The following is a 15,716-nucleotide window of genomic DNA, read 5'->3' as shown; positions in this document are numbered from 1 at the left end:
CGCCGCTAACATCAGGGAGCAAGCTCCCATCTGTCCGCTCGACTTGCATGTATTAGGCACGCCGCCAGCGTTCGTCCTGAGCCAGGATCAAACTCTCCATGAAGTTTGATAATGACTACGCACAACATGTGTGCGATTTATTTAATGAATTAACAGGTACGTTTGTCTTGTTTAGTTTTCAAAGATCATTATTAAAGCGACTTTTATATTATATCCAATCTCGGATATTAAGTCAAGAACTTTTTTTGAGTTCTTTTTTTCTTTCGCCGCCGTTTTGCGGCAACGAATAATAATATACCACCGTATTTATGATTGTGCAATACTTTTTCGAGAAAAAATTTAATTTGTTTTAAATGGGCAGCAGCCGCTTATTACGCGGCTGCTGCGCAAACGTCATTTAACGATGTCTCATTTGCGGGAATAGTAAAACGTCCCTGATTGAAGGAGAATTCGTCAAAAGCATAATCAGTCTGTCAATGCCGATTCCAAGACCGCCGGTAGGAGGCATTCCGTACTCCAGTGCTTCGACAAAGTCTTCATCCATCATATGCGCTTCATCGTTTCCTTCTTCACGTTCTTTTAATTGCGCTTCAAAGCGTTCTTTTTGGTCGATAGGATCATTTAATTCAGTAAATGCATTCGCGTGTTCACGGCCTACGATAAACAGCTCAAAACGGTCGGTAAATCGAGGGTCTTCAGGGTTTTTCTTAGCGAGCGGAGAAATCTCCACAGGGTGTCCGTATATAAAAGTAGGCTGAATCAACGTTTCTTCAACTTTTTGCTCGAAGAACTCATTAATGATATGTCCTACTGACATGCTTTCAGAAATTTCAATTCCGTGTTCTTTCGCGAATGCTCTTGCTTCTTCTACCGATACTTCCTTCCAGAAGTCTACACCGGTGGCTTCTTTAACAGCATCGACCATATGAAGTCTTTTCCATTCAGGCTTGAGGTCAACTTCATAATCTCCGTATTGAACGGTTGTAGTGCCAAGCACTTCTTGTGCAATATGAGCGATAAGGTTTTCCGTCAAGCTCATAATATCTTTATAGTCAGCATAAGCTTCGTAAAGTTCGATCATCGTAAATTCAGGATTGTGTCGTGTGGAAACACCTTCATTTCGGAATACACGTCCGATTTCATAGACTTTTTCCAATCCGCCGACAATCAGCCTTTTCAAATGGAGCTCGATAGCGATCCTCATGTAAAGCGGCATATCAAGCGCATTATGATGCGTAATGAACGGACGGGCAGACGCTCCGCCCGGAATCGCGTGCATCGTAGGCGTCTCAACTTCTAAGTATCCGTGGTCATCTAAGTATCTTCTCATCGATTGAATGATTTTGCTGCGTGTAATAAACGTATTTTTGCTTTCCGGATTTACGATCAAGTCTAAATAACGCTGACGGTAGCGCTGTTCGATGTCTTTTAATCCGTGATATTTGTCTGGAAGCGGACGAAGTGCTTTTGTTAATAAATCAAAAGATGTAGCTTTTACAGACAATTCGCCTACATTCGTTTTAAACATGACGCCTGTAACGCCGACGATGTCCCCGAGGTCAGAGCTTTTAAACCATTCGTACTGCTCTTCACCGACACTGTCTTTTCTGACATAGATCTGAATCTGGCCCTTTAAATCCTGAATGTGCGCGAATCCCGCTTTTCCTTTTCCGCGCTTTGTCATCATCCGGCCGGCAATCGTCACTTTAATTGCTTTTTCCTCTAATTCCTCTTTTGAGAACTCATTATACGATTCAATGAGATCAGTTGATTGATGGGTGCGGTCAAAACGCTGCCCGAAAGGATCTTTCCCGTTTTCTCTCAATTGATTCATTTTATCGCGTCTGACTTGCAGCTGGTCGTTTAATTCTTCATGGTTATGCTCTTCATGACTCATCATATATCACTCCGTTACTTTTAGTCTTTCAGGAAAAAAGCAGAAAAACTGCCAGTGAAAACTGGCAGTGAGCAGAGGTCGGATTTATCCTACTTTTGCATCCTGAAGCTCTTTTGCCTCGGCTTCAATCGTAAACGCGTCTAAAAGCTGAACGAGCTCATCCCTCGTTTCGCAATGGTTGATTTCATTCCGGACCTTTGCGTTTCCTCTTATGCCTTTTAGATACCAGGCTGCGTGCTTTCTCATTTCGCGGACCGCAACATTTTCGCCTTTCAGCCCGATTAATCGGTCAAGGTGAAGTTTGCAGACAGACATTTTCTCACGCACTTTCGGCTCATCTTTCAATTCGCCTGTTTCCAAATAGTGAACCGTACGGTAAATCATCCACGGGTTACCCAGCGCTGCACGGCCGATCATGACACCGTCAACCCCTGTTTCATCAAGCATGCGTTTTGCATCTTGCGGAGTTTTGACATCACCGTTTCCGATTACCGGTATTGAAACGGACTGCTTCACTTCTTTGATAATATCCCAGTTCGCCGTTCCTTCGTACATTTGTACGCGGGTCCGCCCGTGAAGAGCGACCGCTTTTCCGCCGGCGCGCTCTACAGCTTTCGCATTCTCAACGGCAAAGATATGGTCTTCATCCCAGCCCATTCTCATTTTTACGGTCACCGGCTTGTCAACAGCCTCCACTACTGCTGAAACCATTTCATAAATTTTATTCGGATCAAGCAGCCATTTGGCTCCTGCATCACATTTTGTGATCTTTGGCACCGGACATCCCATGTTTATATCAATAATATCCGCAGTTGTGTTTTGGTCAACAAACCTCGCCGCTTCGACAAGCGTTTCTTTTTCGCCGCCGAAGATCTGCAGGCTGAGCGGTTTTTCACGTTCATCGATATAAAGCATTCCCATCGTTTTTGCATTATTGTAAAGGATCGCTTTATCGCTGACCATTTCGGCGCAGACTAAACCCGCTCCGAATTCCTTAACCGTCAAGCGGAAGGCGGAGTTGCAGACACCGGCCATCGGCGCAAGCACAACCCTGTTTTTTAATTCTATATCACCGATTTTAAACATTTTTAGTCCTCCTTTCTTATTCTTCTGATGGAGATAATTCCTCCACTGTTATATTTAAAGTATTGGCTACATCCCTGAGCATGCTTTCCGACGGCATACGATTCCCGCGTTCTACTTCACCAAGCACAGAAACGGATATACCCAATGCTTTTGCAAACCCTTCTTGAGTATAACCCTTCAGCTTTCGATATGCACGAATTCGTCTACCCCAGATTTCTGCTTCCATACTCTTACACCTTCTTGATTTTTCGCATGATTGACAGCTCCCTCAAGCTCGGGATAAATCTCCAGCAGCGGGATGAGCACAAACAAACGTTCATGCATTCTAGGATGAGGAACGATAAGTTGCTCTGTCTCAATATTTTCACGATTATACAACAAAATGTCAAGGTCTACAGTTCTCGGCCCCCATCTGATGTCGCGTTTGCGGCCGAGTTCTTTTTCAATACGCTGAGTCAAATCAAGCAATTCAAACGGTGAAAGAGATGTTTTAACAGCTGCAGCCATGTTTAAAAATAGATCTTGGTCTGTATACCCGACAGGATCTGTTTCATAAATCGACGAGATGTCTGTCACCTGTACAGACGGATGTTGATGGAGGAGAGAGACAGCTTTTTTTAAATATTCTTCCCGCTGGCCGATATTCGAGCCGAGCGCTATATATGCCGAATTGTTCATTGTCGTTTCCTCGTCATCTCGATGGCCACCGATTTATAGTGTCCCGGTATAGGCGGGTCAGGCTTGACGACTTTGACCGTGCATTCCTGAACCGCTTCAAAATGCTTCAGCACTTTTGCGGCAATCGTTTCTGCGAGGGTCTCCACAAGGTTGACCGGCTCTCCCTCCACAACCTCTTTGCACAGCTTATACAAATCAGCATAATTAATGGTGGCATCAATACGATCCGTTTTTCCGGCTTCGCTTAAGTCTAGAAATGCTGTCAGATCAACGCGGAATCTTTGGCCAAGTTTGTTTTCTTCTTTGAAAACACCGTGATATCCGTAAAACTCCATGCCCTCTACATACACTTTATCGATGATAAACGCCTCCTTTATCAATCATGGCATCCATCATTTTTGCCATCCTGGAAATTTGCTTGACGTCATGCACCCTGACGATATCGCACCCTTTTTGAATACCGAGGCATACCGTCGCGCCCGTGCCTTCCGCCCTCTCCTCAGGCGGCAGATCCAGAACGCGGCCGATAAATTTTTTGCGTGACGTCCCCAATAAAACCGGGTATCCGAGTTCGCTGAATTTCTCAAGCTGGTTCATGACCGCCAGATTGTCATGATACGTTTTGGCAAAGCCGATACCCGGATCAAGTACGATGTGATGATCTTGAACGCCTGCTGATTTTGCAATGCTCACACATTCCATCAAATCAGACAGCATGTCCGGGATCAAGTCCTTATAATTTCGTTCCTCGCGGTTATGCATCAAGATAATCGGCACATTATGAGCGGCCGCAACCCGGGCCATGTCATGGTCTGCTTTTGCTCCCCAGACATCATTGATAATCGTTGCACCGGCCTTAAGGGCTTCATCCGCCACTTTTGCTTTATAAGTGTCAACAGAAATCGGCACGTCGATTTCCTGAACAAGTTTTTCAATTACAGGTATGACCCTTGACAGCTCCTCATCAAGAGAAACCTTTTCCGCCCCCGGCCTCGTTGATTCTCCTCCGATATCAAGGATATGGGCGCCGTCTTCGATCATTTGCTTTGCATGAATAACGGCGCGGTCGATGCTGTTATATTTTCCGCCGTCTGAAAAAGAATCGGGCGTCACATTTAAAATCCCCATGATCAATGTTTTATCTTCATAAGACAATGTGTATTGCTTTGCGGTCAACTTCTTTGAACGCACCGCTGTTTGAAGCGCCATATCCTTCACCCTTTAATTGAAATATAGTCTTTTGCTGCTTTTCTATCGTTAGTGTATGCCTCTTGCAGACGTTTCGACAAATTTCCATCCTTTCCCGGAAATTGAGTGCTGCCGATTCTCCGGAATGGAACGATTTCCTGAACGGAATTGGTCATCCATGCTTCGTCCGCAAAGAGAAGCTCCTTTAAAGGGTATACCCCCTGCATAACTTCGATCCCCATATCTGCAAGGCGCTCGATGACATAACGCCGGGTGACGCCGCCTAATATGCCGGTATCAAGAGAAGGTGTATACACACAACCGTCTTTTTCCCAAAAAATGTTGGAAATGATCCCTTCGGCTACAGCTCCGCCTTCGGTAAGAAAAATCCCTTCTTTGGCAGCGTCTGGTCCGAGCTCTCTTTTTCCGAACAGATTATTTAAAAAGTGATGTGATTTCAAGCGGAACGGACCTTCTGGCGTATTGCGTCGGACCTGTAAAATGACACCCTCCTTTTCAACCGGAATCGATTCAGGATGAAAAGGATTCATCATTACCATAACACCGGGTTTTTTGTATGAATCAGGAAAAAGACCTGAGTCACCGGGACCAGCAGATATATTTAAACGGACCTTGGCATTCAGATTTGGGGGCTGATTCAACTGAAGCAGCCTGTCAAGAATGGCAAGCACTTCGCTTTTTGTCAGCTCAAGCTCAATTCTCAGCTGTTCCAAAGCGTTGTTCAGTCTGTCCATATGCCAGTCTAAAAGGAAGGGCTCCCCTTCATAAAGGCGGAACGTTTCAAATACCCCGATTCCGTATAAAAAACCATGGTCAAAAGGAGAAAGTCTTGCTTCCTCCTCCTTCACATATTGACCGTTCAGGTAAATGATCATGTGTTCACTTTCTTTCGGTAAGTCTCAATAAAATTCTTCAGCATTTCTTTTCCGGAGGCAGTCATAATCGACTCCGGATGGAACTGAACGCCTTCAATAGGCAGTTCTTTATGCCTGATGGCCATAATCTCCCCTTCTTCTGTCCAAGCCGATGTCACAAAACAACCGGGCAGCGTATCCGGTTTGACGATCAACGAATGATACCTCGTGGCCGTGAGCGGATGTTCCAAGTCTTTAAAGACCGTCAACCCGTCGTGCAAGATCTCGGAAGTTTTCCCATGCATTAACCGTTCCGCCCTGACGACATCGCCTCCGAAAACCTGGGCGATCGACTGATGTCCGAGACAGACCCCGAAAATCGGTATCTTCCCGGCAAAATGGCGGATCGCTTCAAGGCTGATCCCAGCCTCATCCGGACTGCAAGGACCGGGAGATATCATCAAAAAGTCAGGCGACATATCCTCTATTTCCTGAAGCGTGATCTCATCGTTCCGCTTGACGACTAACTCCTCGCCAAGCTCGCCTAAATACTGAACCAAATTGTACGTAAATGAATCGTAATTGTCGATCATTAGAATCATATCTCAGCTCTCCTCTGCTCTTTTTTCTCTTCTTCACTCAACTGCAGCGCCTTTTTCATCGCCAGGGCCTTTTTAATTGACTCTTTATATTCATGCTTAGGGTTGGAATCGATGACGATTCCAGCTCCGGACTGCATGAACGCCTGGCCCGCTTTCACATATATCGTTCGGATAACGATATTAAAGTGCATATCCTGATTATATCCGAACCATCCTATAGAACCAGTATAAAGCCCCCGTCTCGTCGGCTCAAGCTCCTCTATAATTTCCATCGTTCTAACTTTCGGCGCTCCTGTAATCGTACCGCCGGGAAACACGGCATGGATGACATCCACGGCATCGCATTCGTCCCTTAGTTCCCCGCACACATTAGAGACGATATGCATGACATGGGAATACTTCTCAATCACCATGAATTCATCGACCCTGACCGAACCGTACTTGGAGACCCTGCCGAGGTCATTACGCTCTAAATCAACGAGCATCACATGTTCGGCGCGCTCTTTTTCATTCATGATCAGTTCGTTCGCGAGCGCTTCATCCTCCGCTTCATCCGCCCCGCGGGATCTCGTCCCGGCAATCGGTCTTGTCTCAAGCCTGGTGCCCTTTTTCTTAATGAGCAGTTCGGGCGACCCGCAGATGATTTGAAAATCCGGGGTTTCCAAGTAGGACATGTACGGCGAAGGGTTGATTTCTCTTAACATTTTGTATACCTCATAAGGAGGCGCAGACAGGCGCTCCGACTGGCGAACAGAAAGGTTCACCTGAAATACGTCGCCGCTTGCAATGTATTGCTTCACCTTCTCAACAGCCTGAGAAAAGCCGGCTTCTGTAAATGAAGCTGCGAATGACGGGCTTTTATTATCATTTGATTGATGACCGCCAGCGGTCTTCGGATGTTCCGTCTTCCACATTTGCTCAAGCCTGTCCAGTTTCTCTTCCGAAGCGGCCGGCGATTCTTCAACGGTGTGGGTAATCACCCAAAGCTGCTGCTGCTTATGATCATAGACGGCTATATCATCAAATACGAGAAAGAATAAATCCGGCGTTTGCAGATCATCGATAGACAGGATTTTGAATTTCTCAATATATCGGGCATAGTCATAGCTTAGAAAACCGACAGCCCCGCCCTGAAAGTCGGGAAAATCTGCAACCGTCTCCGTTTTCAGCGTTTCAAACCACTGAGAAAACTGCTGAAACGGATCCCCCTCTTTGAATATGATGTCCCCTTTGTATTGAATCGTCGTGATGCCGTCTTTCCCTTTTGCTATTGCGACAGGGTCGAGCCCGGCTATGCTGTATTCTCCGCCTCTCGCACTTTCGAGCAGAACGCGGTATTGCTTTCCTTTCGACAGGCTTTCAAATTGCTCTAAAAACCGTTGATTGGAAAATGGGAACGCTCTGGCTACAGGCCTTCGTTGTCTCATCATATCATTCCTCTGCCGTTAGTCTAATGTCCTTATTGTAATGCATATCTTTTTTCTAGGAAAAGAGAATTTCATTTCCAATATAGAAAAAAGTCCTTGAGCATGTTCACTCAAGGACACCGAGCTCTTCGCCCGTGAATAACAAAAGGCCGCCGACATCGTCGGCAGCCTCCCGTTTCAGCTGAGCCTATTCAAATTGATAAAGAGGCGTGCTTAAGTATCTCTCTCCGTTACTAGGAAGCACAGCGAGAACTTTTTTGCCTTTCCCAAGCTTTTTAGCGACTTGAAGAGCAGCATAGATCGCCGCGCCTGAAGAAATTCCTCCGAGAATTCCTTCTTCTCTCGCCGCTTTACGGGCAAATTCAAAGGCTTCTTCGTTTTTCACTGTGATGATTTCATCGTAAATTTCCGTATTCAAGATTTCCGGAACGAATCCCGCTCCGATTCCCTGAATTTTGTGCGGACCTGGTTTTCCACCGGAAAGAACGGGAGAATCAGTCGGTTCCACCGCGAAAATCTTGATGGACGGATTTTTTTCTTTCAGGACTTCTCCGGCACCTGTTATCGTTCCGCCGGTTCCGATACCTGCAATGAATGCATCTAAACCGTCTCCGAATTGTTCGGCGATTTCTTTTCCCGTCGTGCGGCGGTGAACTTCTGCGTTCGCAGGATTGTTAAATTGCTGAGGCATAAAATAGCCGTGTTCCTCAGCCAGTTCTTCCGCTTTTTTAATCGCGCCTTTCATTCCTTCTGCACCCGGAGTCAGCACAAGCTCAGCTCCATATGCACGCAGAAGGTTGCGACGCTCAGAACTCATTGTATCAGGCATAACAAGAATCGCTTTGATGCCCTTCGCTGCAGCGACCATGGCAAGTCCGATTCCCGTATTTCCGCTGGTCGGTTCAATCAGTGTATCTCCTTCTTTCAGAAGGCCTTTCTCTTCAGCGTCTTCTATCATGGCAAGCGCAATCCGGTCTTTTACGCTGCTTCCAGGGTTCATATACTCCAGTTTCACATATACTTCAGCACTGTCTTCATCAACTAGTCGATTTAATTTAACGACAGGTGTATTTCCGATTAAGTCATAAACAGAGTTTGCAACGCGAACCATTTGAACACCTCAATTTCCGAGTAATTTTATTGGGATTATATCTAATTTATCAATATCAAAATATTTTGTCAATCTTTATTTTTTATCATCATAAAACCAAGATACTTTCGCATCTTTCCAAAGCGTCTTCACCGAAGCTTTGTCGCCTAATTGATCCATCGCGATCTGCCTTCTGATTTGATTTTTCACTTCGCTGTAAGTGAAAGCTTGCCCCGGGAGCTTTTCTTTGAGCTGGATGATTGCATAGCCCTGGCTCGTTTTTATCGGTTCATCCACCCATTGATTTTCCTTTAGCTGCTGAGCTTTCTCTAAATATTCGGCCGGAATGTTTTCGTGCTGATCATTGACGAACCCGAGGTCGCCGCCGTAAGGAGCCGTGTACCGGTCAGTCGAGTGTTCAGCCGCAGCCGCTTCAAAGCTGGATCCTTCTTTCAGCTCTTTAAGAACTTGTTCTGCTTCGTCTTTATCTTTGACAACGATATGCTTGAGGCGATAAGAATCATCGAATTTATATAAGTCCTTATTCTTGTTATAGAATGACTTCAATTCGCTGTCAGAAATGACAATATCTTTTGTCAGGAGCTCTTCTAGAAGAATATTATGCTTGATCTGCTCTTTCCATTCTTTTTCTGTCGTGTCTTCGTCTTCGTAGAAGGAATTGTACACAGCTTTAATCAGCAGAAATTCTCTTTCAATGTCTTCATCAGACACTTTGATCTTATTTTTTTCGGCCATTTGGGTGACAACGCGGTCGTTGATCATATCTTCAAGCGTTGATTTTCCGTAGCGCTCTTCCATTTCGCTCAGCCATTCTTCACGCGTGATGCCGTTTTTTCCGATATGTGCAATGACTTCTTGAGCGGACGGTGAAGAAGCTGTCTGCGATTTCGTCAGAACATACGCGATCACGATACAATTGACAAAAATCACACCTAAAATAATCGGCCAAAGTGTTCTTGATTTCAATATCGTGTCTCCCCTTTCCCCATTGTAAAAGACCCGCTACTGCATAGCGGGCTTATATTTCATCTCGAATCGCTTCTAGCTCTTCCTTTGTAAACAGATACGTTTCATTGCAAAAATGGCATTGAGCCTCAGCTTGGCCATCTTCATCAATCATCTGTTGAATTTCATCTTTGCCAAGACCGATGATGCCTCTTGTGAAACGCTCTTTTGAACAATTGCATGTAAACTGGACAGGAACGGTTTCCAGTACTTCCGGTTCTTCTCCCAATACCGCAGCCAGCACTTCCTCAGGTGTCAGACCTTTCTGTATCAGCTTTGAAATGGGCTCCACTTGAGAAAGGTTTGTTTCAAGCTTCGTGATGGTTTCATCGTCCGTGCCCGGCAGCAGCTGAAGGATAAATCCGCCTGCAGCTAAAATCGTATTGTCGGGATTGACGAGCACCCCTACACCCACCGAAGAAGGAACCTGTTCAGAAGATACGAGATAATATGTAAAATCCTCGCCGATTTCTCCGGAAACGATCTCAACCTGGCCTGTAAATAAATCGCGGAGACCGAGATCTTTTACTACGCTTAGTGTGCCGGACGTGCCAACGGCTCTTCTGACGTCCAGTTTGCCGTGTTCATTTAAGTCGAAATGAACGTGCGGATTGGACACGTAGCCCCTGACATCTCCTTTTGCATTTCCGTCAGCGACAATCGCGCCGATCGGTCCGCCTCCTTCAATCTTGACGGTAAGCTTGTCTTCGCCTTTCAGCATGGCACCGAGCATGACAGCCGCCGTCATCGTTCTTCCTAAAGCGGCGGAAGCGGTAGGCCATGTGTTATGCCTTCTTTGGGCTTCATGAATTGTTTCTGTTGTATTCGCTGCATATGCTCTCACTTTGCCGTCATATGCGATGGCTTTCACTAAATAATCCATACCTCATCCTCCTATACACTTTCAACACGATTCCGTTCATAAATAAGCTCTAGTCCCTTCAACGTAAGGAACGGGTCAACGATATCGATGCAGTCCGATTCGTCTGCTATCAATGAAGCAAGACCGCCCGTCGCAATGACTTTCGGATTTTTCTTGGACTGCCACTTCATCCGTTTGACAATGCCTTCAACCTGTCCGACATAACCGTAAAGGATTCCGGACTGCATCGCGCTGACCGTACTTTTGCCGACAATATGATCAGGCCGTGCAATTTCAATTCTGGGAAGCTTGGCAGCTCTCGAATAAAGCGCTTCAGTTGAAATCGTGATACCCGGCGCGATCGCACCGCCCATGTACTCCTTGCGCTCGTTAATATAACAGTACGTTGTAGCGGTTCCAAAATCAACGACAATCAGGGGGCTTCCATAGAGATGAATAGCCGCCACTGCATTGACAATGCGGTCTGCTCCGACTTCTTTCGGATTATCGTATTTTATGTTTAATCCTGTTTTCATTCCCGGACCGACAATCTGAGGCTCGATCTGAAAATATTTAATACACATTCTTTCGAGGGAGAACATGATCGGAGGTACAACTGATGAAATAATAATTCCTTCGATCTGGTCAAACATCAGTCCGACATAATCAAATAAAGAACGAAGAAGCATGCCGAATTCATCTTCCGTTTTATGGCGGCTTGTCTCAATCCGCCAATGATATTCGAGCTCTCCTTCGTGGTAGATGCCGAGGACGGTGTTTGTATTTCCCACATCTATAACAAGCAACATTCTGATCACCACTTTTGACTAGTTTCTCTTACTTGGGCATAAAACATTCTACCATCATACAATACACGATGCCGATTCTGTTTGTAAACGAATCAAATCGTAGTGAACAAAGATTTTCCAAAGAGGTTTTTTCAACCATAAAAAAGAAAACTGCCAAAAGCAGCGCTTGGCAGTTTTCCTGAAGAGGCGGAATAGAGTCGTTACTCTTTTTCATCCTCATTTTTCTCTTCGTCATCTCGTTTATTGATGTTAACTTTCACATCGTCTGTCTTTTCCTGATCATCAGAATATGTGCGATCAGGAAGTCTTCCGTGCTCAGACAAATGTTTGATTTGCTCAGCGTCGAGCGTTTCAACTTCCAGTAACGTTTGAGCGATCAGCTCAAGTTTGTCGCGATTTTCAGTAAGGATTGTTTTCGCACGTTCATAACATTCCTTAATGAAGCGCTGAATTTCTTTATCGATTTCATACGCTATCGCGTCGCTGTAGTTCTGGTCATTGTTGAAATCGCGTCCTAAGAACACTTGCCCGCCTTGCGATTGTCCGAATTGAAGAGGACCGAGCTTTTCAGACATACCGAATTCGGTTACCATTCGTCTGGCAATGCCTGTAGCGCGCTGGAAGTCGTTATGGGCACCCGTGCTGACCTCGCCGAAGATGATTTCTTCAGCTACACGGCCTCCAAGCAAGCCGACGATCTTATCGAGAAGTTCGGGTTTGGTTTGGAAATAACGGTCTTCCTTAGGAAGCATGACGGCGTATCCGCCCGCTTGGCCGCGCGGTACGATCGTTACTTTATGCACCATATCCGCTTCATCCAAGACAAGTCCGATTACGGTGTGTCCCGCCTCGTGATAAGCCACGATATTGCGTTCTTTTTTCGAAATTACCCTGCTTTTCTTTGCAGGTCCGGCGATGACGCGGTCTGTCGCTTCATCGATGTCTCGCATATCGATCTTTTTCTTATCTTGACGCGCCGCTACGAGAGCCGCTTCATTTAGAAGGTTTTCAAGATCTGCACCTGAGAATCCAGGCGTCCGCATCGCGATCGCTTTTAAGTTTACGGATTCATCAAGCGGCTTGTTTCTTGCGTGTACTTGAAGTACAGCTTCACGGCCTTTGACATCTGGGCGGTCAACGGTAATTTGACGGTCAAAACGTCCCGGACGCAGCAATGCAGGGTCTAAAATATCGGCGCGGTTTGTCGCAGCGATAATGATGATTCCTTCATTGGCGCTGAATCCGTCCATTTCAACAAGAAGCTGGTTGAGCGTCTGTTCACGTTCATCGTGCCCTCCGCCAAGACCTGCTCCCCGCTGGCGTCCGACAGCATCAATTTCATCGATGAAAATCAGACACGGTGCATTTTTCTTGGCGTTTTCGAACAAGTCGCGAACACGTGATGCACCAACCCCGACGAACATTTCAACGAAGTCAGATCCGCTGATGCTGAAGAAAGGCACCCCTGCTTCACCGGCACAAGCTTTCGCCAGCAATGTTTTACCGGTACCCGGAGGTCCGACCAAAAGCACGCCTTTCGGAATCCTTGCTCCGAGTTCGGCGAATTTGCGGGGATCCTTGAGGAAATCAACGACTTCCACAAGCTCTTGCTTTTCTTCATCCGCTCCTGCCACATCTTTGAATTTGACGCGTTTCTTTTCTTCTGTATAGAGCTTCGCCTTGCTTTTTCCAAAGTTCATAACACGGCTTCCGCCGCCTTGAGCCTGATTAAGCAGGAAGAAGAAAAGAATGAAGATAATAACAAAAGGGATGATGGTGGTAAAGAACGTCATCCATCCATTTGCTTCCTGTGCAGGTTCTACTTGTATCTTCGTTTTTTTCACTTGATCAATGATTTGATCTGCCCCTTTTCCTTCAGGAACATGGGTCAGGAAATATTGATCTTTCTCATAGGTCGTCAGCTGTCCCCGAACCTCGTACACACCCCTGACAGGCTGGATGGAGACATTTTCAACCTTCCCGTTATCTAGGTTTGAAACAAAGTCACTATACGTCATATTTTCTGTTTTCGGATTTGCGGTTTGGAAGTAGCTCACAACTCCGATCACAACTAATAAAATAAGTAAATAAAAAATGGTATTACGGAAGACCCGATTCATTCCTTACCTCCTCCCACAGTAAGCACAACTATGTTCAATAGTATCATAGAAAATCGTTCCAATACAACAGATATCCCTTTCGCTAACAAGCCCGTATCAGCTCTCATAAACCGCAGGTTTCAGCACTCCGATGTACGGAAGGTTACGATAGCGTTCAGCATAATCGAGACCGTATCCGACAACGAAAGCATCGGGAACTTCAAAGCCGACGTAATCCGCTTTGATATCCGCTTTTCGTCCGCTTGGTTTATCAAGAAGGGTTACGATTTTAATCGATTTAGCTTTGCGGTATCGGAAAAGCTCTACAAGATAACTCAAGGTCAGCCCACTGTCGATGATATCCTCAATAATTAAGATGTCACGGCCCTCTACAGATGTGTCCAAATCCTTAATGATTTTTACCTCTCCGGAAGAAACCGTTGAACTGCCGTAGCTTGATACATCCATGAAATCCATTTCCAAATATGTATCAATATGCTTCAAAAGATCAGCCATAAACGGCATGGCTCCCTTTAACACACCGATTGCCAGCGGAAACTTGCCGCTGTACTCTTCTGTCAGAGTCGCGCCCAGCTCCTTGACTTTCTTTTGGATCTCTTCTTCTGAGATCAAGATATTTTCAATATCCTGTTTCATTCTTTGCTAGCCCCCTACACTTTTCATGCTGTCTATATTGTAATACAATGCGATCATTGTTTGTAACATCAAGTTCCTCAAAAATGGTTTTTTTCAGACCAGGTATCCAAATAATGTTTCCAACCGCGTCTGTTACAATGGGCCAGCTGTCTCTTTTCGCAAGAGGCACTTTTTCATCAATAAATATATCTTTAACCTTTTTTGAGCCGTTCATCCCTTTAAGTTTGACTCGGTCTCCATTTTGCCTTGTCCGTACATAAAGGGGAAATTGAACCTGCTTGGGACTTGTTGCAAAAACATCGTTTCCTTGCAGCTTCCGGGTTGAACCGGGTCCGCTCACATGAAGGGAGGAGCCGTCGGGAAGCATCAGTTCTTCTTCGTCTGCCCCGCTTATTTCATAATGATAGGAAACATTTTCACATTGTAAACGCTGAAATGTAAACAAACATGTATGATAAGATTTTGCAACTTTTAACCCATTCGGAAAATCAAGGGAACCGGATGGTCCACCTTGTGAAATCCAATCCAGAAACACTTGAATATGATGGGCTGAAAACGCTGATGGAACGTTTTCATAAAGATAGTTTAATATTAGATGAACTCCCCTTCTTTGTAAAGGCATAGGGAGTGCAAGAAGCCGATCGATGCTGATTTCGACACCGGAACTTGACTTGCTTGTGATTACTGTATTCATTTTGTCTTTCGTTAATGCCTGTAAGTATAATTCGTCATCTGTCAGGAATTCACTGACGGATTGAAACCTTTTATGGACATCTTCCGACTCTTTCTTCAGAAAAGGGAGAACATGGTGCCTGAACCGGTTCCTGGTGTAATCATCCTCACTGTTGCTCGGATCGGTTCTATACGGTAATCGATTCTCTTTGCAGTAAGCCAAAAGATCATCCTTTGACAGCCTTAGAAACGGCCTGAGCAGCCAGCCCCTGTCAAAACGGCGCTTTGGCTGAATTCCGGCAAGCCCGAGCCCAACGGTGCCTTTTGCCATCTTCATCAGCATCGTTTCCACCTGATCATCTCCGTGATGAGCCAGAACCAGGTATTCAGCCCGGCGCCTTTTCATTAATTCTTGAAAAAACGCATACCGGCATTCTCTCGCAGCAGCCTGTTTATTCAGATTGTTTTCCGCGGCAAATGTCAGGACATCGATTTGCACCGCCTCGCATTGTATGCCTTCCGCCTCGCAGTAGTCCTGAACGAACCGCATATCATGCTCAGACTCTTCGCCTCTGAACATATGATCGACGTGTGCGGCAATCAACGTCGCCGAGGCAGGAACCGTACGTTGCAGAGCATGCAGCAGCGCCATCGAGTCAGGCCCGCCGGAGACACCTGCAACCAGTGTCGCTCCATCAAATGACAGTTCGTATTTTCTCATGAAATCTTCAATACTTTTCACAATGTC

General features: G+C 45.6%; 16 protein-coding genes and 1 rRNA gene. All 17 read right to left on the bottom strand.

The genetic code is table 11. The features are described 5' to 3' along the window. Positions 1 to 103 (bottom strand): 16S ribosomal RNA (locus KI350_RS21715); the annotation flags it as partial. 294 nt (positions 104 to 397) lie between these two features. Continuing rightward, complete coding sequence (gene lysS, locus KI350_RS21710; protein WP_212930586.1) at positions 398 to 1,897, bottom strand: lysine--tRNA ligase; 1,500 nt, start codon at positions 1,895 to 1,897, stop codon at positions 398 to 400. Positions 1,898 to 1,981: 84 nt separating this feature from the next. After that, positions 1,982 to 2,983, bottom strand: coding sequence for a tRNA dihydrouridine synthase DusB (gene dusB, locus KI350_RS21705; protein ID WP_020449833.1), 1,002 nt, complete (start codon positions 2,981 to 2,983; stop codon positions 1,982 to 1,984). A 16-nt stretch (positions 2,984 to 2,999) separates the two neighbouring features. Continuing rightward, positions 3,000 to 3,209 (bottom strand): helix-turn-helix domain-containing protein, encoded by a 210-nt coding sequence (locus KI350_RS21700; RefSeq protein WP_031304995.1) that lies wholly within the window; start codon positions 3,207 to 3,209, stop codon positions 3,000 to 3,002. Beyond that, entirely contained in the window at positions 3,161 to 3,661 is a 501-nt protein-coding gene (folK, locus tag KI350_RS21695; protein ID WP_025809559.1) for a 2-amino-4-hydroxy-6-hydroxymethyldihydropteridine diphosphokinase, read from the bottom strand. The genes KI350_RS21700 and folK overlap by 49 nt, the downstream gene beginning before the upstream one ends. Then, positions 3,658 to 4,020 carry a dihydroneopterin aldolase gene (gene folB, locus KI350_RS21690; RefSeq protein ID WP_023855968.1) on the bottom strand — a complete coding sequence of 121 codons (363 nt, stop codon included), beginning with the start codon at positions 4,018 to 4,020 and terminating at the stop codon, positions 3,658 to 3,660. The genes folK and folB overlap by 4 nt, the downstream gene beginning before the upstream one ends. Next, positions 4,013 to 4,870 carry a dihydropteroate synthase gene (gene folP, locus KI350_RS21685; RefSeq protein ID WP_025809561.1) on the bottom strand — a complete coding sequence of 286 codons (858 nt, stop codon included), beginning with the start codon at positions 4,868 to 4,870 and terminating at the stop codon, positions 4,013 to 4,015. Before folP ends, folB begins: the two co-directional genes overlap by 8 nt. Before the next feature lie 5 nt (positions 4,871 to 4,875). Further along, on the bottom strand, positions 4,876 to 5,745 hold the full coding sequence (gene pabC, locus KI350_RS21680) for an aminodeoxychorismate lyase (protein WP_033155006.1): 870 nt from the start codon (positions 5,743 to 5,745) through the stop codon (positions 4,876 to 4,878). Beyond that, positions 5,742 to 6,326 (bottom strand): aminodeoxychorismate/anthranilate synthase component II, encoded by a 585-nt coding sequence (pabA, locus tag KI350_RS21675; RefSeq protein ID WP_023855970.1) that lies wholly within the window; start codon positions 6,324 to 6,326, stop codon positions 5,742 to 5,744. Before pabA ends, pabC begins: the two co-directional genes overlap by 4 nt. Continuing rightward, positions 6,323 to 7,753: an anthranilate synthase component I family protein gene (locus tag KI350_RS21670; RefSeq protein ID WP_025809565.1), complete on the bottom strand. Its 1,431-nt coding sequence runs from the start codon at positions 7,751 to 7,753 to the stop codon at positions 6,323 to 6,325. Before KI350_RS21670 ends, pabA begins: the two co-directional genes overlap by 4 nt. Before the next feature lie 187 nt (positions 7,754 to 7,940). Then, complete coding sequence (cysK, locus tag KI350_RS21665) at positions 7,941 to 8,864, bottom strand: cysteine synthase A (protein WP_065644008.1); 924 nt, start codon at positions 8,862 to 8,864, stop codon at positions 7,941 to 7,943. Between the two features lie 75 nt (positions 8,865 to 8,939). Continuing rightward, positions 8,940 to 9,830, bottom strand: coding sequence for a peptidyl-prolyl cis-trans isomerase (locus KI350_RS21660; protein ID WP_065644007.1), 891 nt, complete (start codon positions 9,828 to 9,830; stop codon positions 8,940 to 8,942). Between the two features lie 52 nt (positions 9,831 to 9,882). Beyond that, positions 9,883 to 10,752, bottom strand: coding sequence for an Hsp33 family molecular chaperone HslO (gene hslO, locus KI350_RS21655; protein WP_065644006.1), 870 nt, complete (start codon positions 10,750 to 10,752; stop codon positions 9,883 to 9,885). Between the two features lie 11 nt (positions 10,753 to 10,763). Then, positions 10,764 to 11,540, bottom strand: coding sequence for a type III pantothenate kinase (locus KI350_RS21650; protein ID WP_003178242.1), 777 nt, complete (start codon positions 11,538 to 11,540; stop codon positions 10,764 to 10,766). A gap of 200 nt (positions 11,541 to 11,740) precedes the next feature. Beyond that, on the bottom strand, positions 11,741 to 13,660 hold the full coding sequence (ftsH, locus tag KI350_RS21645) for an ATP-dependent zinc metalloprotease FtsH (protein ID WP_065644004.1): 1,920 nt from the start codon (positions 13,658 to 13,660) through the stop codon (positions 11,741 to 11,743). Positions 13,661 to 13,756: 96 nt separating this feature from the next. Beyond that, complete coding sequence (gene hpt / locus KI350_RS21640; RefSeq protein WP_003178236.1) at positions 13,757 to 14,296, bottom strand: hypoxanthine phosphoribosyltransferase; 540 nt, start codon at positions 14,294 to 14,296, stop codon at positions 13,757 to 13,759. Then, a complete protein-coding gene (tilS, locus tag KI350_RS21635; protein ID WP_065644003.1) occupies positions 14,280 to 15,710 on the bottom strand; it encodes a tRNA lysidine(34) synthetase TilS in 1,431 nt (476 codons plus the stop codon). The genes hpt and tilS overlap by 17 nt, the downstream gene beginning before the upstream one ends. Positions 15,711 to 15,716 lie beyond the last annotated feature (6 nt).

Source organism: Bacillus sp. J41TS8 (assembly GCF_018333035.1).
In the GTDB taxonomy this organism is placed as follows: domain Bacteria; phylum Bacillota; class Bacilli; order Bacillales; family Bacillaceae; genus Bacillus; species Bacillus paralicheniformis.
The sequence above is the reverse complement of the archived record's forward strand: the minus strand, read 5'-3'. Positions and strand labels throughout refer to the sequence as shown.

What these genes read in the sequence shown, in the direction of transcription:
- KI350_RS21700 (WP_031304995.1), bottom strand. Translation starts at nt 3,209, where the DNA reads ATGGAAGCAGAAATCTGGGGTAGACGAATTCGTGCATATCGAAAGCTG.
- hslO (WP_065644006.1), bottom strand. Translation starts at nt 10,752, where the DNA reads ATGGATTATTTAGTGAAAGCCATCGCATATGACGGCAAAGTGAGAGCA.
- KI350_RS21650 (WP_003178242.1), bottom strand. Translation starts at nt 11,540, where the DNA reads ATGTTGCTTGTTATAGATGTGGGAAATACAAACACCGTCCTCGGCATC.
- pabC (WP_033155006.1), bottom strand. Translation starts at nt 5,745, where the DNA reads ATGATCATTTACCTGAACGGTCAATATGTGAAGGAGGAGGAAGCAAGA.
- KI350_RS21670 (WP_025809565.1), bottom strand. Translation starts at nt 7,753, where the DNA reads ATGAGACAACGAAGGCCTGTAGCCAGAGCGTTCCCATTTTCCAATCAA.
- lysS (WP_212930586.1), bottom strand. Translation starts at nt 1,897, where the DNA reads ATGAGTCATGAAGAGCATAACCATGAAGAATTAAACGACCAGCTGCAA.
- hpt (WP_003178236.1), bottom strand. Translation starts at nt 14,296, where the DNA reads ATGAAACAGGATATTGAAAATATCTTGATCTCAGAAGAAGAGATCCAA.
- cysK (WP_065644008.1), bottom strand. Translation starts at nt 8,864, where the DNA reads ATGGTTCGCGTTGCAAACTCTGTTTATGACTTAATCGGAAATACACCT.
- folK (WP_025809559.1), bottom strand. Translation starts at nt 3,661, where the DNA reads ATGAACAATTCGGCATATATAGCGCTCGGCTCGAATATCGGCCAGCGG.
- ftsH (WP_065644004.1), bottom strand. Translation starts at nt 13,660, where the DNA reads ATGAATCGGGTCTTCCGTAATACCATTTTTTATTTACTTATTTTATTA.
- pabA (WP_023855970.1), bottom strand. Translation starts at nt 6,326, where the DNA reads ATGATTCTAATGATCGACAATTACGATTCATTTACGTACAATTTGGTT.
- dusB (WP_020449833.1), bottom strand. Translation starts at nt 2,983, where the DNA reads ATGTTTAAAATCGGTGATATAGAATTAAAAAACAGGGTTGTGCTTGCG.
- folP (WP_025809561.1), bottom strand. Translation starts at nt 4,870, where the DNA reads ATGGCGCTTCAAACAGCGGTGCGTTCAAAGAAGTTGACCGCAAAGCAA.